Genomic DNA, 13,607 nt, shown 5'->3' with positions numbered 1-13,607 from the left:
CTATCGGCCACGGCTCTGCCGCGGCGGGTGTGGCCCAGAAGACGCGCCGCCGCTTGACCCCGGCCGGGTGGCGTCCGGGCCGGGCCGGGCCGTGTCCGTGGCGCTGTCCGCCTGACTCTCGGCCGGTTCCGGCCGGGCGTGCGTCGGTCCCGACGGCGATTCGGGTACGCCCGCGGCGGGCTCCGACCGGGCGGGCCCGCCCGGCTCCCGGACGACCTGCACGGGCCGGCCGGCGCGCGGCAGCCCGTCCGGTGGGCTCACCGCGCCTGCCGGGACCGGGATCTCCAGCCTCGGCACGTCCGGGCACACCTCGGCGACCCGGTAGGTGTCCCGGCCGGCGGCCTTCGCCGCGTAGAGAGCGTCGTCGGCGGCCTCCAGCACCTCCCGTCCCGTGCTGCCGTGGTCCGGATAGACGGCGATGCCCACCGACACGGTCACCACGATCGGCCCCGCGTACGCCTCGACGGCGACCGGCGTCTCCCGGACCGCCGCTCCCAGCCGCTCCGCCACGATCGCCGCGCCCCGGGCGTCGGTCTCCGGCAGCAGCAGCACGAACTCCTCGCCGCCCTGCCGGAAGGCGAGGTCGACCTCCCGGATCTCGCCGCGCACCCGCCGGGCGAACTCGGCCAGCACGGTGTCCCCCGCCGCGTGCCCGTACGTGTCGTTGACGTCCTTGAACCGGTCCAGGTCCAGGGCGAGGACGCTGAGCATCCGGCCGAACCGGCTGGCCCGCTCCACCTCCCGCCGGATCGACTCGCGCAGGTAGCGGTAGTTCCACAGCCCGGTGAGCGGGTCGGTGAGCGAGAGTCGCTGCGCCTCCTCGTGCACCCGGACGTTGTCCACCGCCACCGCCGCGTGCCCGGCGAAGGTGCGCAGGGTGACCAGGTCGTCGTCGTCGAACTCGTCCGCGCCCAGCCGGTCGTAGAGGGCCAGCACGCCGAGCGCCACCGCCGGCGCCCCGGCCTCCTCGCCGGTGGCACCGCCGCCTCCGACCTGCGTCCCGGGCCCACCCGGGGTGGCCGTGGTGCCGCCGCCCGGAGTGGCGAAGGGGACCGCGACGTACGTGCGGCAACGCGGCTCACCCGCCGGGGCCCCGGTCGGCTCCACCCGCCCCCGCTGGGGCTCCCCGGTGGCGGCGACAGCGCCGACGACCCCGACGCCCACCGGCACCCGCAGCGTCTCCGGCCCGCCCCCCTCCGGAAAGCGCCCGTCCAGCCCCTCGGTGCACTGTGCGACGAGCACCCCACCGGCCTCCACCAGCAGCACCGCGCCGGCCCGCGCCCCGGTGGCCGCGATGGCGCTGTGCAGGATCACCCGCAGGATGCGTTGCAGATCGTGCGTGCTGGCCAGGGTGTCCCCGAGGACGGCGAGGTGCCCGCGCAACTGGTCCCGGCTGCTGGTCAGCGCCGCGACGTACGATCCGGTCTCCCGGGTCATCCGGTTGAACGCGGCGGCCAGCCGACCCAGCTCGTCACGGGTGCGCACCGGCACCCGGGCGGTCAGGTCGCCGTGCGCCACCCGGTCCACCGCGCCGGCCAGCTCCACCAGCGGCCGGGTGGTCACCCGGGCCAGCCGCCAGGCGGTCAGCACGGCGAGCAGCCCGGCCAGCACGACCACGCCGAACAGCGTGACGTGCAGCGCGGGTGGCCGCTCGCTCGCCACGGAGAGCACCAGCGGCAGCGGCTGCCCGGAGGACGGGCCGATGCGCCGCACGTACCGGCCCTCGGTGGTCTCGGTGACCCGCTCGCCGTCGGTGGCGTTGGCCGCGGCCAGCACCGCGTCGCGTACCTCGCGGGACTCGGTGGTGTGGGTGACCCTCGGGGCGCTGGCACCACCGTCGAGCAGGGTGACCGCTACCCCGGTCACCGCCGCCAGCCGGGCCACGAAGGCCGGGTCGACCAGCTGCGCGGCGGCCACCGTGCCCAGCAGGGTCCCGGCCCGGTCACGCAGGTCGACCCGGGCGGCCAGGGCGCGAACCGGGCCGGGCGGCACGGTCGACCCGGAGCAGTCCCGCCAGGGGGTCGACGGCGCACCGGGCGAGGCGTACGTGACCTGGCCGGTCACGTCGGTGATCAGCACCCCGGCGGCCAGCCCCCGGCCGACCAGCTGGGCGGCGGCGCCGGCCGGGTCGCCGGTGAGGGCCACCGCGTCGGCGGTGGCGCGCAACTGCTGGCAGAGCGCGTCGACCGAGGTACGCACGGTGGACGCCGCCACGGCCAGGCGCTCGGTGGAGCGGCTGCGGTCCACGGCGGCGACGGTGGAGGCGACGAAGAACGCGCCGAGCAGGACCGGCCCGAGCACCACCACGAGGAAGGCTGCCGTCAACCGCCCGCGTAGCGTCACTCGGTCCCCCCGGACGTTCCGCTTCCGTTGCTTGCGATGCTGACACAGAGCAACCGTGGGAGAGGCGTTGCGTCAGGAGTGTTGCGTGCCGGATTTTTCTGATGAAGCGGAAGTGACCCGGGTGGTGAAGCGGGACACCCGCGTCGAACTGCTCGCCCGCCGTCGGGCGCTGAGCGGTCCGGCCCGGGCCGTCGCCGCCGGGCGCGTCCAGGCCGAGCTGGTCACGCTGGTACGCCGGCTGCGTCCGCGCCGAATGACGGCGTACGTGCCGGTCGGCCCCGAGCCGGGCGGGGCCGACCTGCCCGAGGTGCTGCGGGCGGCGCTGCCGGCCGACGCCGAACTGCTGCTGCCGGTGCTCCGCGCCGACCTCGATCTGGACTGGGCGGCGTACACCGGGCCGGATGCCCTGATCGCGGTCGGGCGGGGTATCCGGGAGCCGGTCGGACCCCGGCTCGGGGTTGCCGCGGTGACCGGCGCGGACCTGGTGGTCGTTCCGGCGCTGGCGGTCGATCGGCGCGGCCGGCGGCTGGGCCGCGGCGGTGGCTCGTACGACCGGGCGCTGGCCCGGGTGCCCACGGCGACGCTGACCGTGGTTCCGCTGCACGACGGCGAACTGGTCGAGGCGCTGCCGGTGGAGCCGCACGACCGCCCGGTCCGCGCGATCGTCACCCCCGCCGACGGGGTGCGTACGCTTGACGACGGCCCCGGTGCGGCGCATGGTGTCGCGCCCCACACGTCCGCTGGACGAACCCGGGGCGAATGACGCACCATTGGCACTCGAATACGTCGAGTGCCAACTGGCTGAGCCCAGATCCGGAGGAGAACGTGCCCACGTACCAGTACGCCTGCACCGCGTGCGGTCACCAGCTCGAGGCGGTCCAGTCCTTCTCTGACGCGCCGCTGACCGAGTGCCCGGCGTGTGAGGGGCGGCTGCGCAAGGTCTTCAACTCGGTCGGCATCGTCTTCAAGGGCTCCGGCTTCTACCGCACCGACTCCCGGGCGTCCGGCTCCGAGACGTCCGCCGGCGGCACGGCGGGCAAGCCGGCCAAGTCCGAGTCGTCCTCGTCGTCCTCGGGTGGAGACTCCGGGTCGTCGTCGGGCTCCTCGACCGGGTCGTCGTCCTCGTCGTCCGGATCGTCCTCGTCGTCCGGCTCCTCGTCGTCCGGCTCCTCGTCGTCCGGCTCCTCGTCGTCCGGCGGCAAGGCCCCGGCAGCCAGTTCCGCATCCTGACCGCCCCGCCCGCTTCCCGAGCGGGTGGTCGTCCGCTGTCATATCAGGTCCGGCCGGTCGGTGGACGTTGTCCACAGGCCGGCCGGTTGTCCACAGGCGCCGGCGGACGATCAGCTCAGCGGGCCCCGACCGGCCTAACCTGCCACGGGTGTCGCAGCGACACCCGGGACGGGAGGCGGCAGATGGCGACCGGCGATCCAGACTCCGCGCGGGCGTTGCGGCCGCTGCGGCGGCTGACCCTGCCCGGCGGGCGCACCCTGCTCCGGGCCGGCCTGGTCGCCGCGCTGCTCGGCCTCGCCGCCGCCGTCCTGCACACCCCGACCGGCTGTCCGCCGGCCGTCCGCGCCACCCCGTCCCCCGGCCTGCCCGGCGCGGGAACGGTCGACGGGGGAGGCCCGACCGACGCGGTCGACGGGCCGCGGCCGACCGGCACGAGCGCAACCACGGACGGGGCGGGAGCGACGTCCGGTCCGTTACCGCTGCCCAGCGGCGCGGTCGGGGTGCCGGTCCGGCTGGCCGAGCCGGCCGCGCTGGCGGTGGTCCGACCCGGGGCCCGGGTCGACCTGCTCGCTGCGCCGCCGGGCGGAGCGGGCACCGAAGCCGCCCTGCTCGCCCCCGGAGCGCTGGTGCTGGACGTGCTGGGCGCCGGCGCGACCGACGGGTCGTCGGCGCTCTATCTGGCGCTCCGCCCCGACCAGGCGCAACGCGCGGTCGGGCTGCCCGAGGGCAGCCGGTTCGCCATCGTCGTCCGCGGTTGACCGCGCCCGATGAGGCTCGCTGGAGGGGTTATCCCCGCCCGGGTGGCGAGGCCGGGGAGCGGGGTCAGCCCCAGTGCGGGGGGCGTTCGGCGAGCAGCCAGTCGTCGTTGCCGCCGGGCCGCTCGCCCCAGCCGCGGTCGGTGTCGTCGGCGGTCTGCTCGGGCAGCACCACGAAGTCTTCGCTCAGGTCGACGGTGCGGTCGTCGTCGCCGCGCGCGCCCTGCGTGCCGGGGTCCTCGGTGCTCACGAGCGGCAAGACTAGCGCAGCCGACGGCAGCGGACCGGTGGCGGACGGTGGCGCGCCGGCCAGAAGCGACCGAGCCGCCGGCCGCGTTGGTAGCGTCGGACGGCGTGACGACCCCCAGCGGTGGCAGCACCCCGGACGACTACTGGCGGCGGCCCGGGACCGGTGGCGACGGCGCACCGGACCAGGCCGCCGCCGCGCCCGCGCCCGCGAGCGGGTACGCCGGCCCGCCGCCGAGCGTGCCGCCGCCAGCGGGCTGGCGTCCGCCCGTACACCTGGAACCGGCCCCGCCCCGGCGGCTGCCGCCGCAGGACATGGCCGGCCTCGACGCGGCCGAGCAGCGCGCGCAGCGGGTCACCTATGGCTTCGGAGCGGCGGTCGGCGTCGTTCTGGTGGTCCTGGTCTGCCTGCTCTGCTCGCGGGTGATCTTCTGACCGCGTCGTGACCGTCCGTCAGAGCGTGGTGCCCCAGACGGCCTCGGCGCCGGAGTGGCCGGTCAGGTAGACGTAGACCAGGGCGGCGATGGAGAGCGCGACGACCGCCACCGCCAGCACCGGGGTCATCAGCGCCGGCAACTGCGGCACCCGGGGGTGCCCGCTGGTCGCCACCAGCAGCAGAACGGCCGCGATCGCGAGCGGCACCACGATCCGGAACAGGATGTCGCCGTAGCGGGAGTGCTCGAAGATCTGGTCGAGGATCGGGCCCTGGAAACCCCGGGCGACCAGCGCGTCGGTGAACGCCTCACCCGACTGGATCGCCACGAACGCGGTCAGCGGGGCGGCCACGGCGAGGATGCCCACCGCCCAGTCGAGCCGGTGCCGCCAACGCGGCAGCCCCACGTACGCGACGGCCAGCACAGCCAGCAGCGGCACGAACAGGACCACCGCATGGACCACCAGGACGTGGACCGGTAGACCCTGGATCTCCTCGAACATCGACACCCTCCAGGTGGATCACGGTCACGGGTCGGCCAGCCTACGGTTCGCCGGTCGACCCCAGGCTCTCGACCGGACACACGCGCGGCGGCCCGATCGGGTTCACCGCGTCCCGGTCCGGCCGCCCGCCGGCTGTGTCCGCGGCCACCCCGACCGGGCGTCGGTTGTCGGCACCGGTCGCACGTGCTGTCATTGGCGCATGTCCGGTGCCGAGGAACTGCTGCGATCGAGGGGCCTGCGCGTCACCCGACCGCGGTTGGCGGTGCTCGACGTGCTGGCCGGCGGCGGCCACCTGGAGGTGGACGAGATCACCCGGCAGGTCCGCGAACGCCTCGACTCGGTTTCCACCCAGGCTGTCTACGACGTGCTGGGGGCGCTGTCCCGGGCCGGGCTGTCCCGCCGGATCGAGCCGGCCGGCAGTCCCGCCCGGTACGAGGCGCGCGCCGGCGACAACCACCACCACGTGGTCTGCCGGGGCTGCGGCGAGATCGCCGACATCGACTGCGCGGTGGGCAGCGCCCCCTGCCTCGAGCCGAGCGTCGCGCACGGCTTCGACGTGGACGAGGCGGAAGTGACCTTCTGGGGCCTCTGCCCGGGCTGCCAGGCCCGCCGCTCCGCCGACAGCTGACGGGTCTCGCGTCGGGAAAGGTGACCGGCGGGGTCGGCCGGGCCGTGGCACTCTTGGGCGGTGGACTCCGATGACCTCGGCCTCTTCGGTCCGGGTTCGGTCACGTGGAAGGTGCACGAGGAGCCGATCCTGATCGTCGCCGGCCTGCGCTCGCTCTACCTCCAGGCGTTGCACCCGCGGGCGATGGCCGGGGTCGCCCAGAACAGCAACTACCGCACCGATGCCTGGGGCCGCCTGGTTCGCACCGCCACCTACGTGGCGACCACCATCTACGGGACCACCGCCGAGGCGGAGGCGGCCGGGGCACGGCTGCGCCGGCTGCACGACCGGATGCGGGCCACCGACCCGGACACCGGCGAGGAGTTTCGGATCGACGAGCCGGATCTGCTGCGCTGGGTGCACGTCGCCGAGGTCGAGTCGTTCCTCAGCACGGCCCGGCGGGCCGGGCTGCCGCTCACCGACGACGAGGTGGACGGGTACTACACCGAGCAGCGCCGCTCCGCCGCCCTGGTCGGCCTCGACCCGGGCAGCGTCCCGGGCACCGCCGAGGAGGTCGCGGAGTACTACCGCGCAGTGCGGCCGGATCTACGGATGACCCGGGAGGCCGCGGAGACCGCGCTCCTGCTCACCGCCCCGCCGCTGCCGTGGAAGCTCAACCTGCCGGCCCGGCTGGGGCTCACCCTCGGGCCACCGCGCTGGGCGTACCTGGGGATCGCCGGCACCGCGCTGGCGCTGCTGCCGGCGTGGGCTCGCCGGATGTACGGCGGGCTCGGGCTGCCCACCACCGCCCTGTCCGCGGACCTGACCGTGCGTGCCCTGCGGCTGGCGCTCGGCGCGGTGCCCCGCCGCTACCGGGAGGGGCCGATCCTGCAGGCCGCCAAGCAGCGGGCCGAACGGCTCACCGCCACCCCGCTGGCCGGTTGACCCGACCCAGCCGGAGGTTTCAGCCGTCGGTGGGCCGGTCCACGGCCGCCCACGGCTCCTTGCCCGGCGTCTGCGCGCCGGTCGGGCAGTGGCGCCGGTAGTCGCACCAGCCGCAGCGTGGGCCGGGCGCCACGGGGAATGCCTCATCCGCGTCGCCGCCGTCGGCGACCGCCCGCTCGGCGGCCATGATGTCGCGGGCCGTCTCCTCGGCCCGGGTCAACTGCCGGGCCAGCGACTCGACGGTGTGGTCGTGGCCCGCGACCGTGCCGGTCGGCAGGTGGTGCAGCTCGACCCGGCGGCACGGGCGGCGGAACACCCGCTCGGCCGCGTACGCGTAGAGCGCCAGCGCCTGCGAGCCCCGGGCGTCATCGGTGTCCAGCCCGGTGCGGCCGGTCTTGTAGTCGACGATGACCAGCTCCTGGCCCTCCGGCCCGGGGCGGGAGTCGATCCGGTCGGTGCGGCCGTTGAAGGCGAGCACGGCGGTCTTGACCGCCACCACCCGCTCCACGCCGAGCGGGTCGACCTCCGGCTCCAGCGTCTCGACGTACGCCTCCAGCCAGCCCAGAGCCCGCCGGTAGGCGGCCCGCTCCTGCTCGTCGTCGCGGTAGCCCTCGCGGACCCAGGTGCCCTTGAGCAGGGTGGCCAGCGCCTCGGGGCGGCGCCGGTCGGCGGGCAACGCATACCAGTTCTTCAGCGCGGTGTGGACGCTGGCGCCGAGCGAGTTGTGCGCCCACGGCGGGCCCTTCGGCGGGGCCGGCCGGTCGACGTAGGAGTAGCGGTAGCGGCGCGGGCAGTCCGCGTACGCGCCGAGTTTGCTCGGGGTGCAGACGAACAGCCGCTCCGGCATGCCCTCGAAGCCGAGCTGCTCGGCGTCGCCGGCGCGCTGCTGGGGGGTCCAGCCGCCGGCGGCCGGTCGTCCGGCTGAGGAGGATCGTCGCACGCCTGCGATCCTGCCACCCACCCCCGACAGCACGGGAGCGCCGGGTCAGGTCATGTTCACGTACTGCGTGACGAAGGCGGCCACCGCGTCGGCGATGAGCTGCACGGCGATCGCGGCCAGCAGCAGGCCGGCGATCCGGGTCAGCACCTCGATCCCGCCGGGGCGCAGGATCTTCACGATGCCGCCGGAGAAGCGCAGCACGATCCAGACCGCGACCATCACGGCGAGGATCGCCGCGGCGATGGCGGTGAAGTCGCGCAGCCCGTCGGCCTGCTGGACGAAGAGCATGGTGGCGACGATCGCGCCGGGGCCGGCCAGCAGCGGGGTGCCCAGGGGCACGAGCGCGATGTTCGAGGTGACCTGCTGGCTGGGATCGTCGGCCTTGCCGGTCAGCAGTTCCAGGGCGACCAGCACCAGCAGCAGGCCGCCGGCGGCCTGCAGGGCGGGCAGGTCCACGTGCAGGTAGTCGAGCAGGGTCTGCCCGGCCACCGCGAAGATCACGATCACGCCGAGCGCCAGCGTGACCGCCTGCCAGGCCGCCCGGTTGCGGTCCCGGGCGGGCAGCGGGCCGGTCAGCGCGAGGAAGATCGGCATCATGCCCGGCGGGTCGGTGATCACCAGCAGGGTCACGAAAACCTCGCCGAACAGCTTCAGATCCACGTGATCAACCTAGCCGCGCCCGTGTGGGCCGAAACCCGGATCAGCCCGAAGCGACCTCGGTCACCCCTGCGGCGACGATCCGCTCGTACGCCTCGGCACCGGTGCTGAACGCGCCAAGCTGGACGGTCTTGTGGGTGCCGTGGAAGTCCGACGAGCCGGTGACCAGCAGGCCCAGCTCGGCGGCGAGCGCCCGTACGTGCGCCTGCTCGGTTGGGGTGTGGTCCTCGTGGTCGGCCTCCAGCCCGGCCAGCCCGGCGGCGGCCAGCTCGGCGATCAGCTCGTCGGGCACCACCCGGCCGCGTCGGGTGGCGCGTGGATGGGCGAAGACCGGCACCCCGCCGGCCGACCGGACCAGCTGGATCGCCCGGAACACGTCGATGTCCTCCTTGGGCAGCCGGTACCGCTCGCCCAGCCAGTCGGGACCGAACGCCTCCCGGGTGCTGCCGACCAGGCCGGCCCGGATCAGCGCCTGCGCGATGTGCGGCCGGCCCACCGTGCCGCCTCCCGCGCCGGCCAGAATGTCCCGCCAGCTCACGTCGATGCCGTCGGCGCGCAGCAGCGCGATGATGCGTTCGCCCCGCTCCTCGCGGGCGGCGCGCACCCGGGCCAGCTCGGCGACCAGCTCCGGATGGTCCGGGTCGAACAGGTACGCCAGCAGGTGCAGCGGCACCGCCGGCTGTGCGCCGGACCAGCGACAGGACAGCTCTGCGCCCCGGATCAGGCGCAGTCCGGGCGGCAGCGCCCGCACGGCCGGCGCCCAGCCGGCGGTGGTGTCGTGGTCGGTGATCGCCAGCACGTCCAGCCCCGCGCGGGAGGCCGCGCGGACCAGCTCGCCGGGGCTCAGCGTGCCGTCGCTGGCCGTCGAGTGGGCGTGCAGGTCGATTCGCGGGGCGGGGCCGGTACGCGAGGTCATCCGCCGACGCTACCGAGCGCCACCGGCTCCGGTGTTGTCGAGGCCGGTCCGCCCGCGACCGGTGGAGGTGGTCAGGAGCCGGTCACCAGGACCGGCCGGTCTCCCGGCTGCACGCCGGGCACCGGGGCCGGTTGGGCCGGCTTTCCGGCCCGCACCCGGTCGACGTCGATCCGGACCAGCTGGCCGGCGCCGTCGACGTAGGTGGCGTCCGAGTCGGTCGTCCAGGCGATCGCGCCGCTCGCTGGAGGCCCTGCCGGCACGGCTGTCAGGTCCGGTCCGAGCCGGTGCAGGTCGACCAGCAGTGCCCGGGCGGCCTTGCCGACCCACCCGTTCACCAGCAGCCACCGCCCGTCTGCGGAGATCCCGCCGGCTCCGTCCGGGCTCAGCTCCGGCCCGCAGCCGGTGCTGATCCGCTTCAGGTCCCGCTTCGGGTCGAGTACGGCCAGGCAGGTCTTGCGCGTGTCGGCAGCGGAGAACTGGCCGACCAGCCGTCCGTCGGGCAGTGCGCCGTACACGCTCAGCGTGCTCCGGTCGGCCCCCACGGTCAGCTGCCCGGCGCCCGGCCGCCACAGGGCGTGGCCCGCGCGATCGGTGCCGAGCCGGACCAGCACGCTGTCGCCGACGAACCGGACCGGTTCCGCGTCGGCGGGCAGGGGAGTGCGCACCGGACCGATGAGCTGGGTGCCGACCACCCCCGCCACCAGCAGGCCGGTGCCGTCGCGCCAGGCGACCTGGCGGCCGTCGGGCGCCACGACGATCGCGCCCGCCCCGGCCAGCAGCACCTGCACCAACCCGTCGCGCTGCGCCACCCAGAGGGAACGGCCAGCGGTGGTGGGCGCGCCGACCACCAGCCAACCGGCGCCGCCGGGCAGCAGGTGGGCGGCCTCGGCCGGCCCGACGCCGGGCAACTCCAGCCGTTCCCCGTCCGCGCTGATCAGCGTCCCGCCGACGAGCAGGTCGACGGGCGTCCCGGGCGAGGGCGCGGGGGCGGCGACGGTGGCCGAGGGAATCGGCCGGACCGACGGGTTCGGGTCACCGATCACGACGATGGGGGTGCCCTGCCCGCCGGAGTCGTCACCGAGCTGGGCCATGCCGGTGCTGACCAGCACGGTGGCGACCGCCGCGAGGGCGAGGCCGCCCGCGGTACGACGGCGCCGGATCCGGTTCGCCCGGCGGATGGCCTGGCCGGCCGGGTCGGCGCTCAGTGGGCGTGCGACGGCGACCTGGTGCGAGAGCGTCTCCCGCACCGCATCGTCCAGCTCGTCAGGTCGCACGTGGTAGGGACGCGGCGGGCGGCCCGTCAGGTTGCCTGACCGGCCGGGGAATGCACTCACCGCTGCTCTCCGGTGCCCGTGCCGACGGGCACGGCCGCCGGGGCGACGGGCAGCTCGACCGGACGGGGCGCGGCCGGACGGGGCACGACCGGGCTGTTCGTCGTCCGGGGCCGGCTGGGCGCGGCATCGCCGGTGGCCGTGACCTGCCCGGTCGGGGCGGCCGCGCCGCCGGCACGCGCGGTGCCCGCGCCGCCGCTCCGGACCGCGCCGGCAGCGGCGGTCCGGCCGCCGCTGGTGGCCCCTGGGGCCAGCTCTGGTGCGGCCGCGCCCATCCGCCGGCGCAGCGTGGACAGCGCCCGGGAGGCCTGGCTCTTCACGGTGCCCGGGGAGATGTTCAGCATCGCGGCGGTCTGCGCCTCCGACATGTCTTCGTAGTAGCGCAGCACCAGGACGGCCCGCTGCCGGTTGGGCAGCTCCCTGAGGTGCCGCCAGAGCAGGTCACGGTCCAGCTGCTGTTCGATCTCGTCGACACCGGCACGCTCGGGCAGCACCTCGGTGGGGCGCTCACCGTGCCAGCGCCGCCGCCACCAGCTCGTCGATGTGTTGACCATGACCCGCCGGGCGTACGGCTCGACCGCCTCGATCCCGCCGAGCCGCTTCCACGCCAGATAGGTCTTGGTAAGCGCCGTCTGGAGCAGGTCCTCGGCCGTGGCCCAGTCGCCGGTGAGCAGATACGCGGTGCGCAGCAAGGCGGCGGAGCGAGCCGCGACGAACTCGCGAAACTCCTCCTCCAACGGGTCCCTGCTCGCCACCGCGTACCTCCGCACCCCAGCCGTCCTGGCAGAGTGCCACGTCAGAGGCCGTCTGGTCCATGACGAAAGGTGCGCACTTGCTCCGATGTTCGGACGAAAACTTTCACGCCCCGTCGTCGGCCTTGGCCTCGTCGGCTTCCTTGCCCAGCCGGGCCTCGACCGCCTGCGGCTCGTACATCTCTTCGACCACTCGCAGGTAGAGCTCGTTCGGGTTGGGCAGGTTCTTGATCTCGCGCAGCGCCTGCTCCTGGCCGGCGGACTCCAGCACGAAGGTGCCGTAGTTGAGTGCCCGGCCGCTGGGCGTCTGCTCGTATTTCATGTCGGTGACCCGGACCAGCGGCATCATGGCGACCCGGCGGGTGATGATGCCGTTGACGACCATGACCCGCTTGTTGGTCAGGATGAATCGGTCATACCACCAGTCGGCGACCTTCCACGCCACCCAGCCCATCACCGCGAACCAGAGCAGCACGGCGATGGTGGTCAACGCGCCGACGTTCTGACCGGCGAGGAAGCCGGAGAGGTAGCCGAGCACGAAGGTCGCCGCGATGCCGACCAGCAGCGGGGTGGTGAGGTGGATCCAGTGCCGCTTCCACTCACCCCGGTAGCGCTCGGTGGGGAAGAGGTAGCGGGCGACCAGCGAGCTGGGCTCGTCCTCCAACGGCAGCACCCGCCGGGGGGCCGAGCCGGTCGCGTCGGCGCGCAACCCGGCCAGCTCGTCCTCGGAGATCTGCGGCGGCTGGTAGCCGGCCTCGGGATCGCGGATCCAGGCACGGCCGGAACGACCCTCGCCGGCGTAGCCCGGCCCCTCGCCGTAGCCGACGTCGTCCGATAGGGACGGACCGTCGGACAGGCCGGGGCCGGCGCCGTAGCCCGGGCCGTCATCGGGCCCGATCCGCGGGATCGGCTCGGTGTCGCGCTCGCGGCGCTCCCGGTCGGGGTCGTCCGGGTCGAAGGGTGGACCGGAGGGGCTGCCCATCGAACTGCTAGGCGACGAGGCTGGTGAAGAAGTCGCCGAACCCCTGGGCGATGTCGACGATCCCGCCGCCGAGCGACTTGAACACATCCGCCGCGGAGTTTGGCCGGTAGGCGACGAAGAAGATCAAGAATGCGATTCCGGCCCAGGTGAGGACCTTCTTGACCATGGCGGGCCATCCTCTCGCGCGGCGCCGGGTCCCATTACCGCAGCGGCACCCAGAGTATCAGTGTGGTGTCGTACAGTGAATATCTGCGTCCGTTCTCCGTCAAACCGGGAGAGTTGTCAAGCTCTCCCGGGCAGGTACGGGGACGGTGCGCCGTACACGAGCTCGGGCGGAGTCCACTCGGTCAGATCGTGCAGCACGACATCTTCCGCGAGCAGGTGACCCGCACTCGCCGGCCAGGCTATCGCATGCAGCCACATTCCCCGAGCCTCGCCAGCGTACGCGCTTCGATCCGTCGGTGAATTGACCAGCCACAGTGGAGTGGGGTGCCCGCCCACCCGGATCCGGGCCTGACCGACGTGCTCGGGGTGGCCCGGCCCAGGGTCGGCCAACGCGTCGGTCAACTCCGGTCCCGGGTCCGGGCCGGCCAGCCCGGCCAGCCGGGTGCCCAGGCCGACGCCCGGCTCCTCAGCCACGAAGACCAGGTCGGCCGGGCCGCCACCGAGCGGGGCCGGGCCCGCGCAGGCCACCGCGGTCGCCCGCACTCCGGTGCGGTCGTCCCCGGCGTACGCCACGCCGGTGAGGGTCCAGCCGGGCGGCAGCGGCCACGGGCACCACAGCGGTGTGCCCGGCTGATCCGCGGTCGCGGTGATCCGGTCCACCACGCTCGCCACGATCTCCGCTCCGATGTGCTCGGGCACGTGCAGCGGTGGCACCGGGCCACAGTGCAGGCACCTCGAGTCGGTGTGCATCAGATCCGGCGCCCGTACCGGGCCCCCGCATCTCGGACAACTCACCGCGACA

General features: G+C 74.7%; 17 protein-coding genes and 1 pseudogene. 6 read left to right on the top strand and 12 right to left on the bottom strand.

Translation table 11 applies throughout. The features are described 5' to 3' along the window. Entirely contained in the window at positions 1-2,343 is a 2,343-nt protein-coding gene (locus KBX63_RS22505) for a diguanylate cyclase (RefSeq protein WP_210913721.1), read from the bottom strand. A gap of 85 nt (positions 2,344-2,428) precedes the next feature. Here KBX63_RS22505 and KBX63_RS22500 point away from each other — a divergent pair, with 85 nt between their 5' ends. Together KBX63_RS22500 and KBX63_RS35415 are read left to right on the top strand one after the other, a co-directional pair. Further along, a complete protein-coding gene (locus KBX63_RS22500) occupies positions 2,429-3,106 on the top strand; it encodes a 5-formyltetrahydrofolate cyclo-ligase (protein WP_210913715.1) in 678 nt (225 codons plus the stop codon). Then, positions 3,103-3,309, top strand: a pseudogene (locus KBX63_RS35415) (FmdB family zinc ribbon protein); the annotation flags it as partial. The gene KBX63_RS22500 and the pseudogene KBX63_RS35415, both read left to right, overlap by 4 nt. Before the next feature lie 14 nt (positions 3,310-3,323). On the opposite strand, the gene KBX63_RS35410 reads toward KBX63_RS35415, so the two are convergent. Continuing rightward, a complete protein-coding gene (locus KBX63_RS35410) occupies positions 3,324-3,545 on the bottom strand; it encodes a hypothetical protein (protein WP_247662916.1) in 222 nt (73 codons plus the stop codon). Positions 3,546-3,755: 210 nt separating this feature from the next. Between KBX63_RS35410 and KBX63_RS22490 the strand changes: the two genes are divergently transcribed. After that, positions 3,756-4,331 carry a flagellar biosynthesis protein FlgA gene (locus tag KBX63_RS22490; RefSeq protein WP_210913713.1) on the top strand — a complete coding sequence of 192 codons (576 nt, stop codon included), beginning with the start codon at positions 3,756-3,758 and terminating at the stop codon, positions 4,329-4,331. A 64-nt stretch (positions 4,332-4,395) separates the two neighbouring features. On the opposite strand, the gene KBX63_RS22485 is transcribed toward KBX63_RS22490, so the two are convergent. Continuing rightward, positions 4,396-4,578: a hypothetical protein gene (locus KBX63_RS22485; protein WP_074316562.1), complete on the bottom strand. Its 183-nt coding sequence runs from the start codon at positions 4,576-4,578 to the stop codon at positions 4,396-4,398. A gap of 104 nt (positions 4,579-4,682) precedes the next feature. Between KBX63_RS22485 and KBX63_RS22480 the strand changes: the two genes are divergently transcribed. After that, positions 4,683-5,009: a hypothetical protein gene (locus KBX63_RS22480; RefSeq protein ID WP_210913712.1), complete on the top strand. Its 327-nt coding sequence runs from the start codon at positions 4,683-4,685 to the stop codon at positions 5,007-5,009. Positions 5,010-5,027: 18 nt separating this feature from the next. Here KBX63_RS22480 and KBX63_RS22475 read toward each other — a convergent pair whose 3' ends face one another. After that, the gene (locus KBX63_RS22475; RefSeq protein ID WP_210913711.1) at positions 5,028-5,510 is read right to left on the bottom strand and encodes a DUF2231 domain-containing protein; all 483 of its coding nucleotides are present in this window, start codon (positions 5,508-5,510) and stop codon (positions 5,028-5,030) included. Between the two features lie 199 nt (positions 5,511-5,709). Between KBX63_RS22475 and KBX63_RS22470 the strand changes: the two genes are divergently transcribed. Together KBX63_RS22470 and KBX63_RS22465 are read left to right on the top strand one after the other, a co-directional pair. Next, positions 5,710-6,138, top strand: coding sequence for a Fur family transcriptional regulator (locus KBX63_RS22470; protein WP_210913710.1), 429 nt, complete (start codon positions 5,710-5,712; stop codon positions 6,136-6,138). 60 nt (positions 6,139-6,198) lie between these two features. Beyond that, complete coding sequence (locus tag KBX63_RS22465; protein WP_210913708.1) at positions 6,199-7,062, top strand: oxygenase MpaB family protein; 864 nt, start codon at positions 6,199-6,201, stop codon at positions 7,060-7,062. 19 nt (positions 7,063-7,081) lie between these two features. Here the strand turns inward: KBX63_RS22465 and KBX63_RS22460 are convergent, their stop codons facing one another. The 8 genes from KBX63_RS22460 to KBX63_RS22425 all read right to left on the bottom strand — a co-directional run bounded on the left by KBX63_RS22460 (position 7,082) and on the right by KBX63_RS22425 (position 13,600). Then, positions 7,082-7,909, bottom strand: coding sequence for a PD-(D/E)XK nuclease family protein (locus KBX63_RS22460; protein ID WP_247662888.1), 828 nt, complete (start codon positions 7,907-7,909; stop codon positions 7,082-7,084). A gap of 138 nt (positions 7,910-8,047) precedes the next feature. Beyond that, positions 8,048-8,662 (bottom strand): MarC family protein, encoded by a 615-nt coding sequence (locus tag KBX63_RS22455; RefSeq protein WP_210913704.1) that lies wholly within the window; start codon positions 8,660-8,662, stop codon positions 8,048-8,050. A 40-nt stretch (positions 8,663-8,702) separates the two neighbouring features. After that, positions 8,703-9,575 carry a PHP domain-containing protein gene (locus KBX63_RS22450; RefSeq protein ID WP_210913702.1) on the bottom strand — a complete coding sequence of 291 codons (873 nt, stop codon included), beginning with the start codon at positions 9,573-9,575 and terminating at the stop codon, positions 8,703-8,705. Positions 9,576-9,646: 71 nt separating this feature from the next. Next, positions 9,647-10,909: a hypothetical protein gene (locus KBX63_RS22445; RefSeq protein ID WP_210913701.1), complete on the bottom strand. Its 1,263-nt coding sequence runs from the start codon at positions 10,907-10,909 to the stop codon at positions 9,647-9,649. Further along, entirely contained in the window at positions 10,906-11,661 is a 756-nt protein-coding gene (locus KBX63_RS35405; RefSeq protein WP_307871797.1) for a SigE family RNA polymerase sigma factor, read from the bottom strand. Before KBX63_RS35405 ends, KBX63_RS22445 begins: the two co-directional genes overlap by 4 nt. Positions 11,662-11,764: 103 nt before the next feature. Then, positions 11,765-12,640, bottom strand: coding sequence for a PH domain-containing protein (locus KBX63_RS22435; RefSeq protein ID WP_210913700.1), 876 nt, complete (start codon positions 12,638-12,640; stop codon positions 11,765-11,767). Positions 12,641-12,647: 7 nt separating this feature from the next. Continuing rightward, positions 12,648-12,806, bottom strand: a complete 159-nt coding sequence (locus KBX63_RS22430) for a hypothetical protein (protein ID WP_165942702.1) — start codon at positions 12,804-12,806, stop codon at positions 12,648-12,650. Between the two features lie 116 nt (positions 12,807-12,922). Beyond that, positions 12,923-13,600, bottom strand: coding sequence for a DUF6758 family protein (locus KBX63_RS22425; protein WP_374102256.1), 678 nt, complete (start codon positions 13,598-13,600; stop codon positions 12,923-12,925). Positions 13,601-13,607: the final 7 nt, after the last annotated feature.

Source organism: Micromonospora sp. U21, assembly GCF_018070045.1.
Classification (GTDB): Bacteria; Actinomycetota; Actinomycetes; order Mycobacteriales; family Micromonosporaceae; genus Micromonospora.
Note: the sequence above shows the minus strand (reverse complement) of the source record. Positions and strands in the feature narration are given on the sequence as shown.

What these genes read in the sequence shown, in the direction of transcription:
- KBX63_RS22470 (WP_210913710.1), top strand. Translation starts at nt 5,710, where the DNA reads ATGTCCGGTGCCGAGGAACTGCTGCGATCGAGGGGCCTGCGCGTCACC.
- KBX63_RS22460 (WP_247662888.1), bottom strand. Translation starts at nt 7,909, where the DNA reads ATGCCGGAGCGGCTGTTCGTCTGCACCCCGAGCAAACTCGGCGCGTAC.
- KBX63_RS22475 (WP_210913711.1), bottom strand. Translation starts at nt 5,510, where the DNA reads ATGTTCGAGGAGATCCAGGGTCTACCGGTCCACGTCCTGGTGGTCCAT.
- KBX63_RS22490 (WP_210913713.1), top strand. Translation starts at nt 3,756, where the DNA reads ATGGCGACCGGCGATCCAGACTCCGCGCGGGCGTTGCGGCCGCTGCGG.
- KBX63_RS22450 (WP_210913702.1), bottom strand. Translation starts at nt 9,575, where the DNA reads ATGACCTCGCGTACCGGCCCCGCCCCGCGAATCGACCTGCACGCCCAC.
- KBX63_RS22430 (WP_165942702.1), bottom strand. Translation starts at nt 12,806, where the DNA reads ATGGTCAAGAAGGTCCTCACCTGGGCCGGAATCGCATTCTTGATCTTC.
- KBX63_RS22435 (WP_210913700.1), bottom strand. Translation starts at nt 12,640, where the DNA reads ATGGGCAGCCCCTCCGGTCCACCCTTCGACCCGGACGACCCCGACCGG.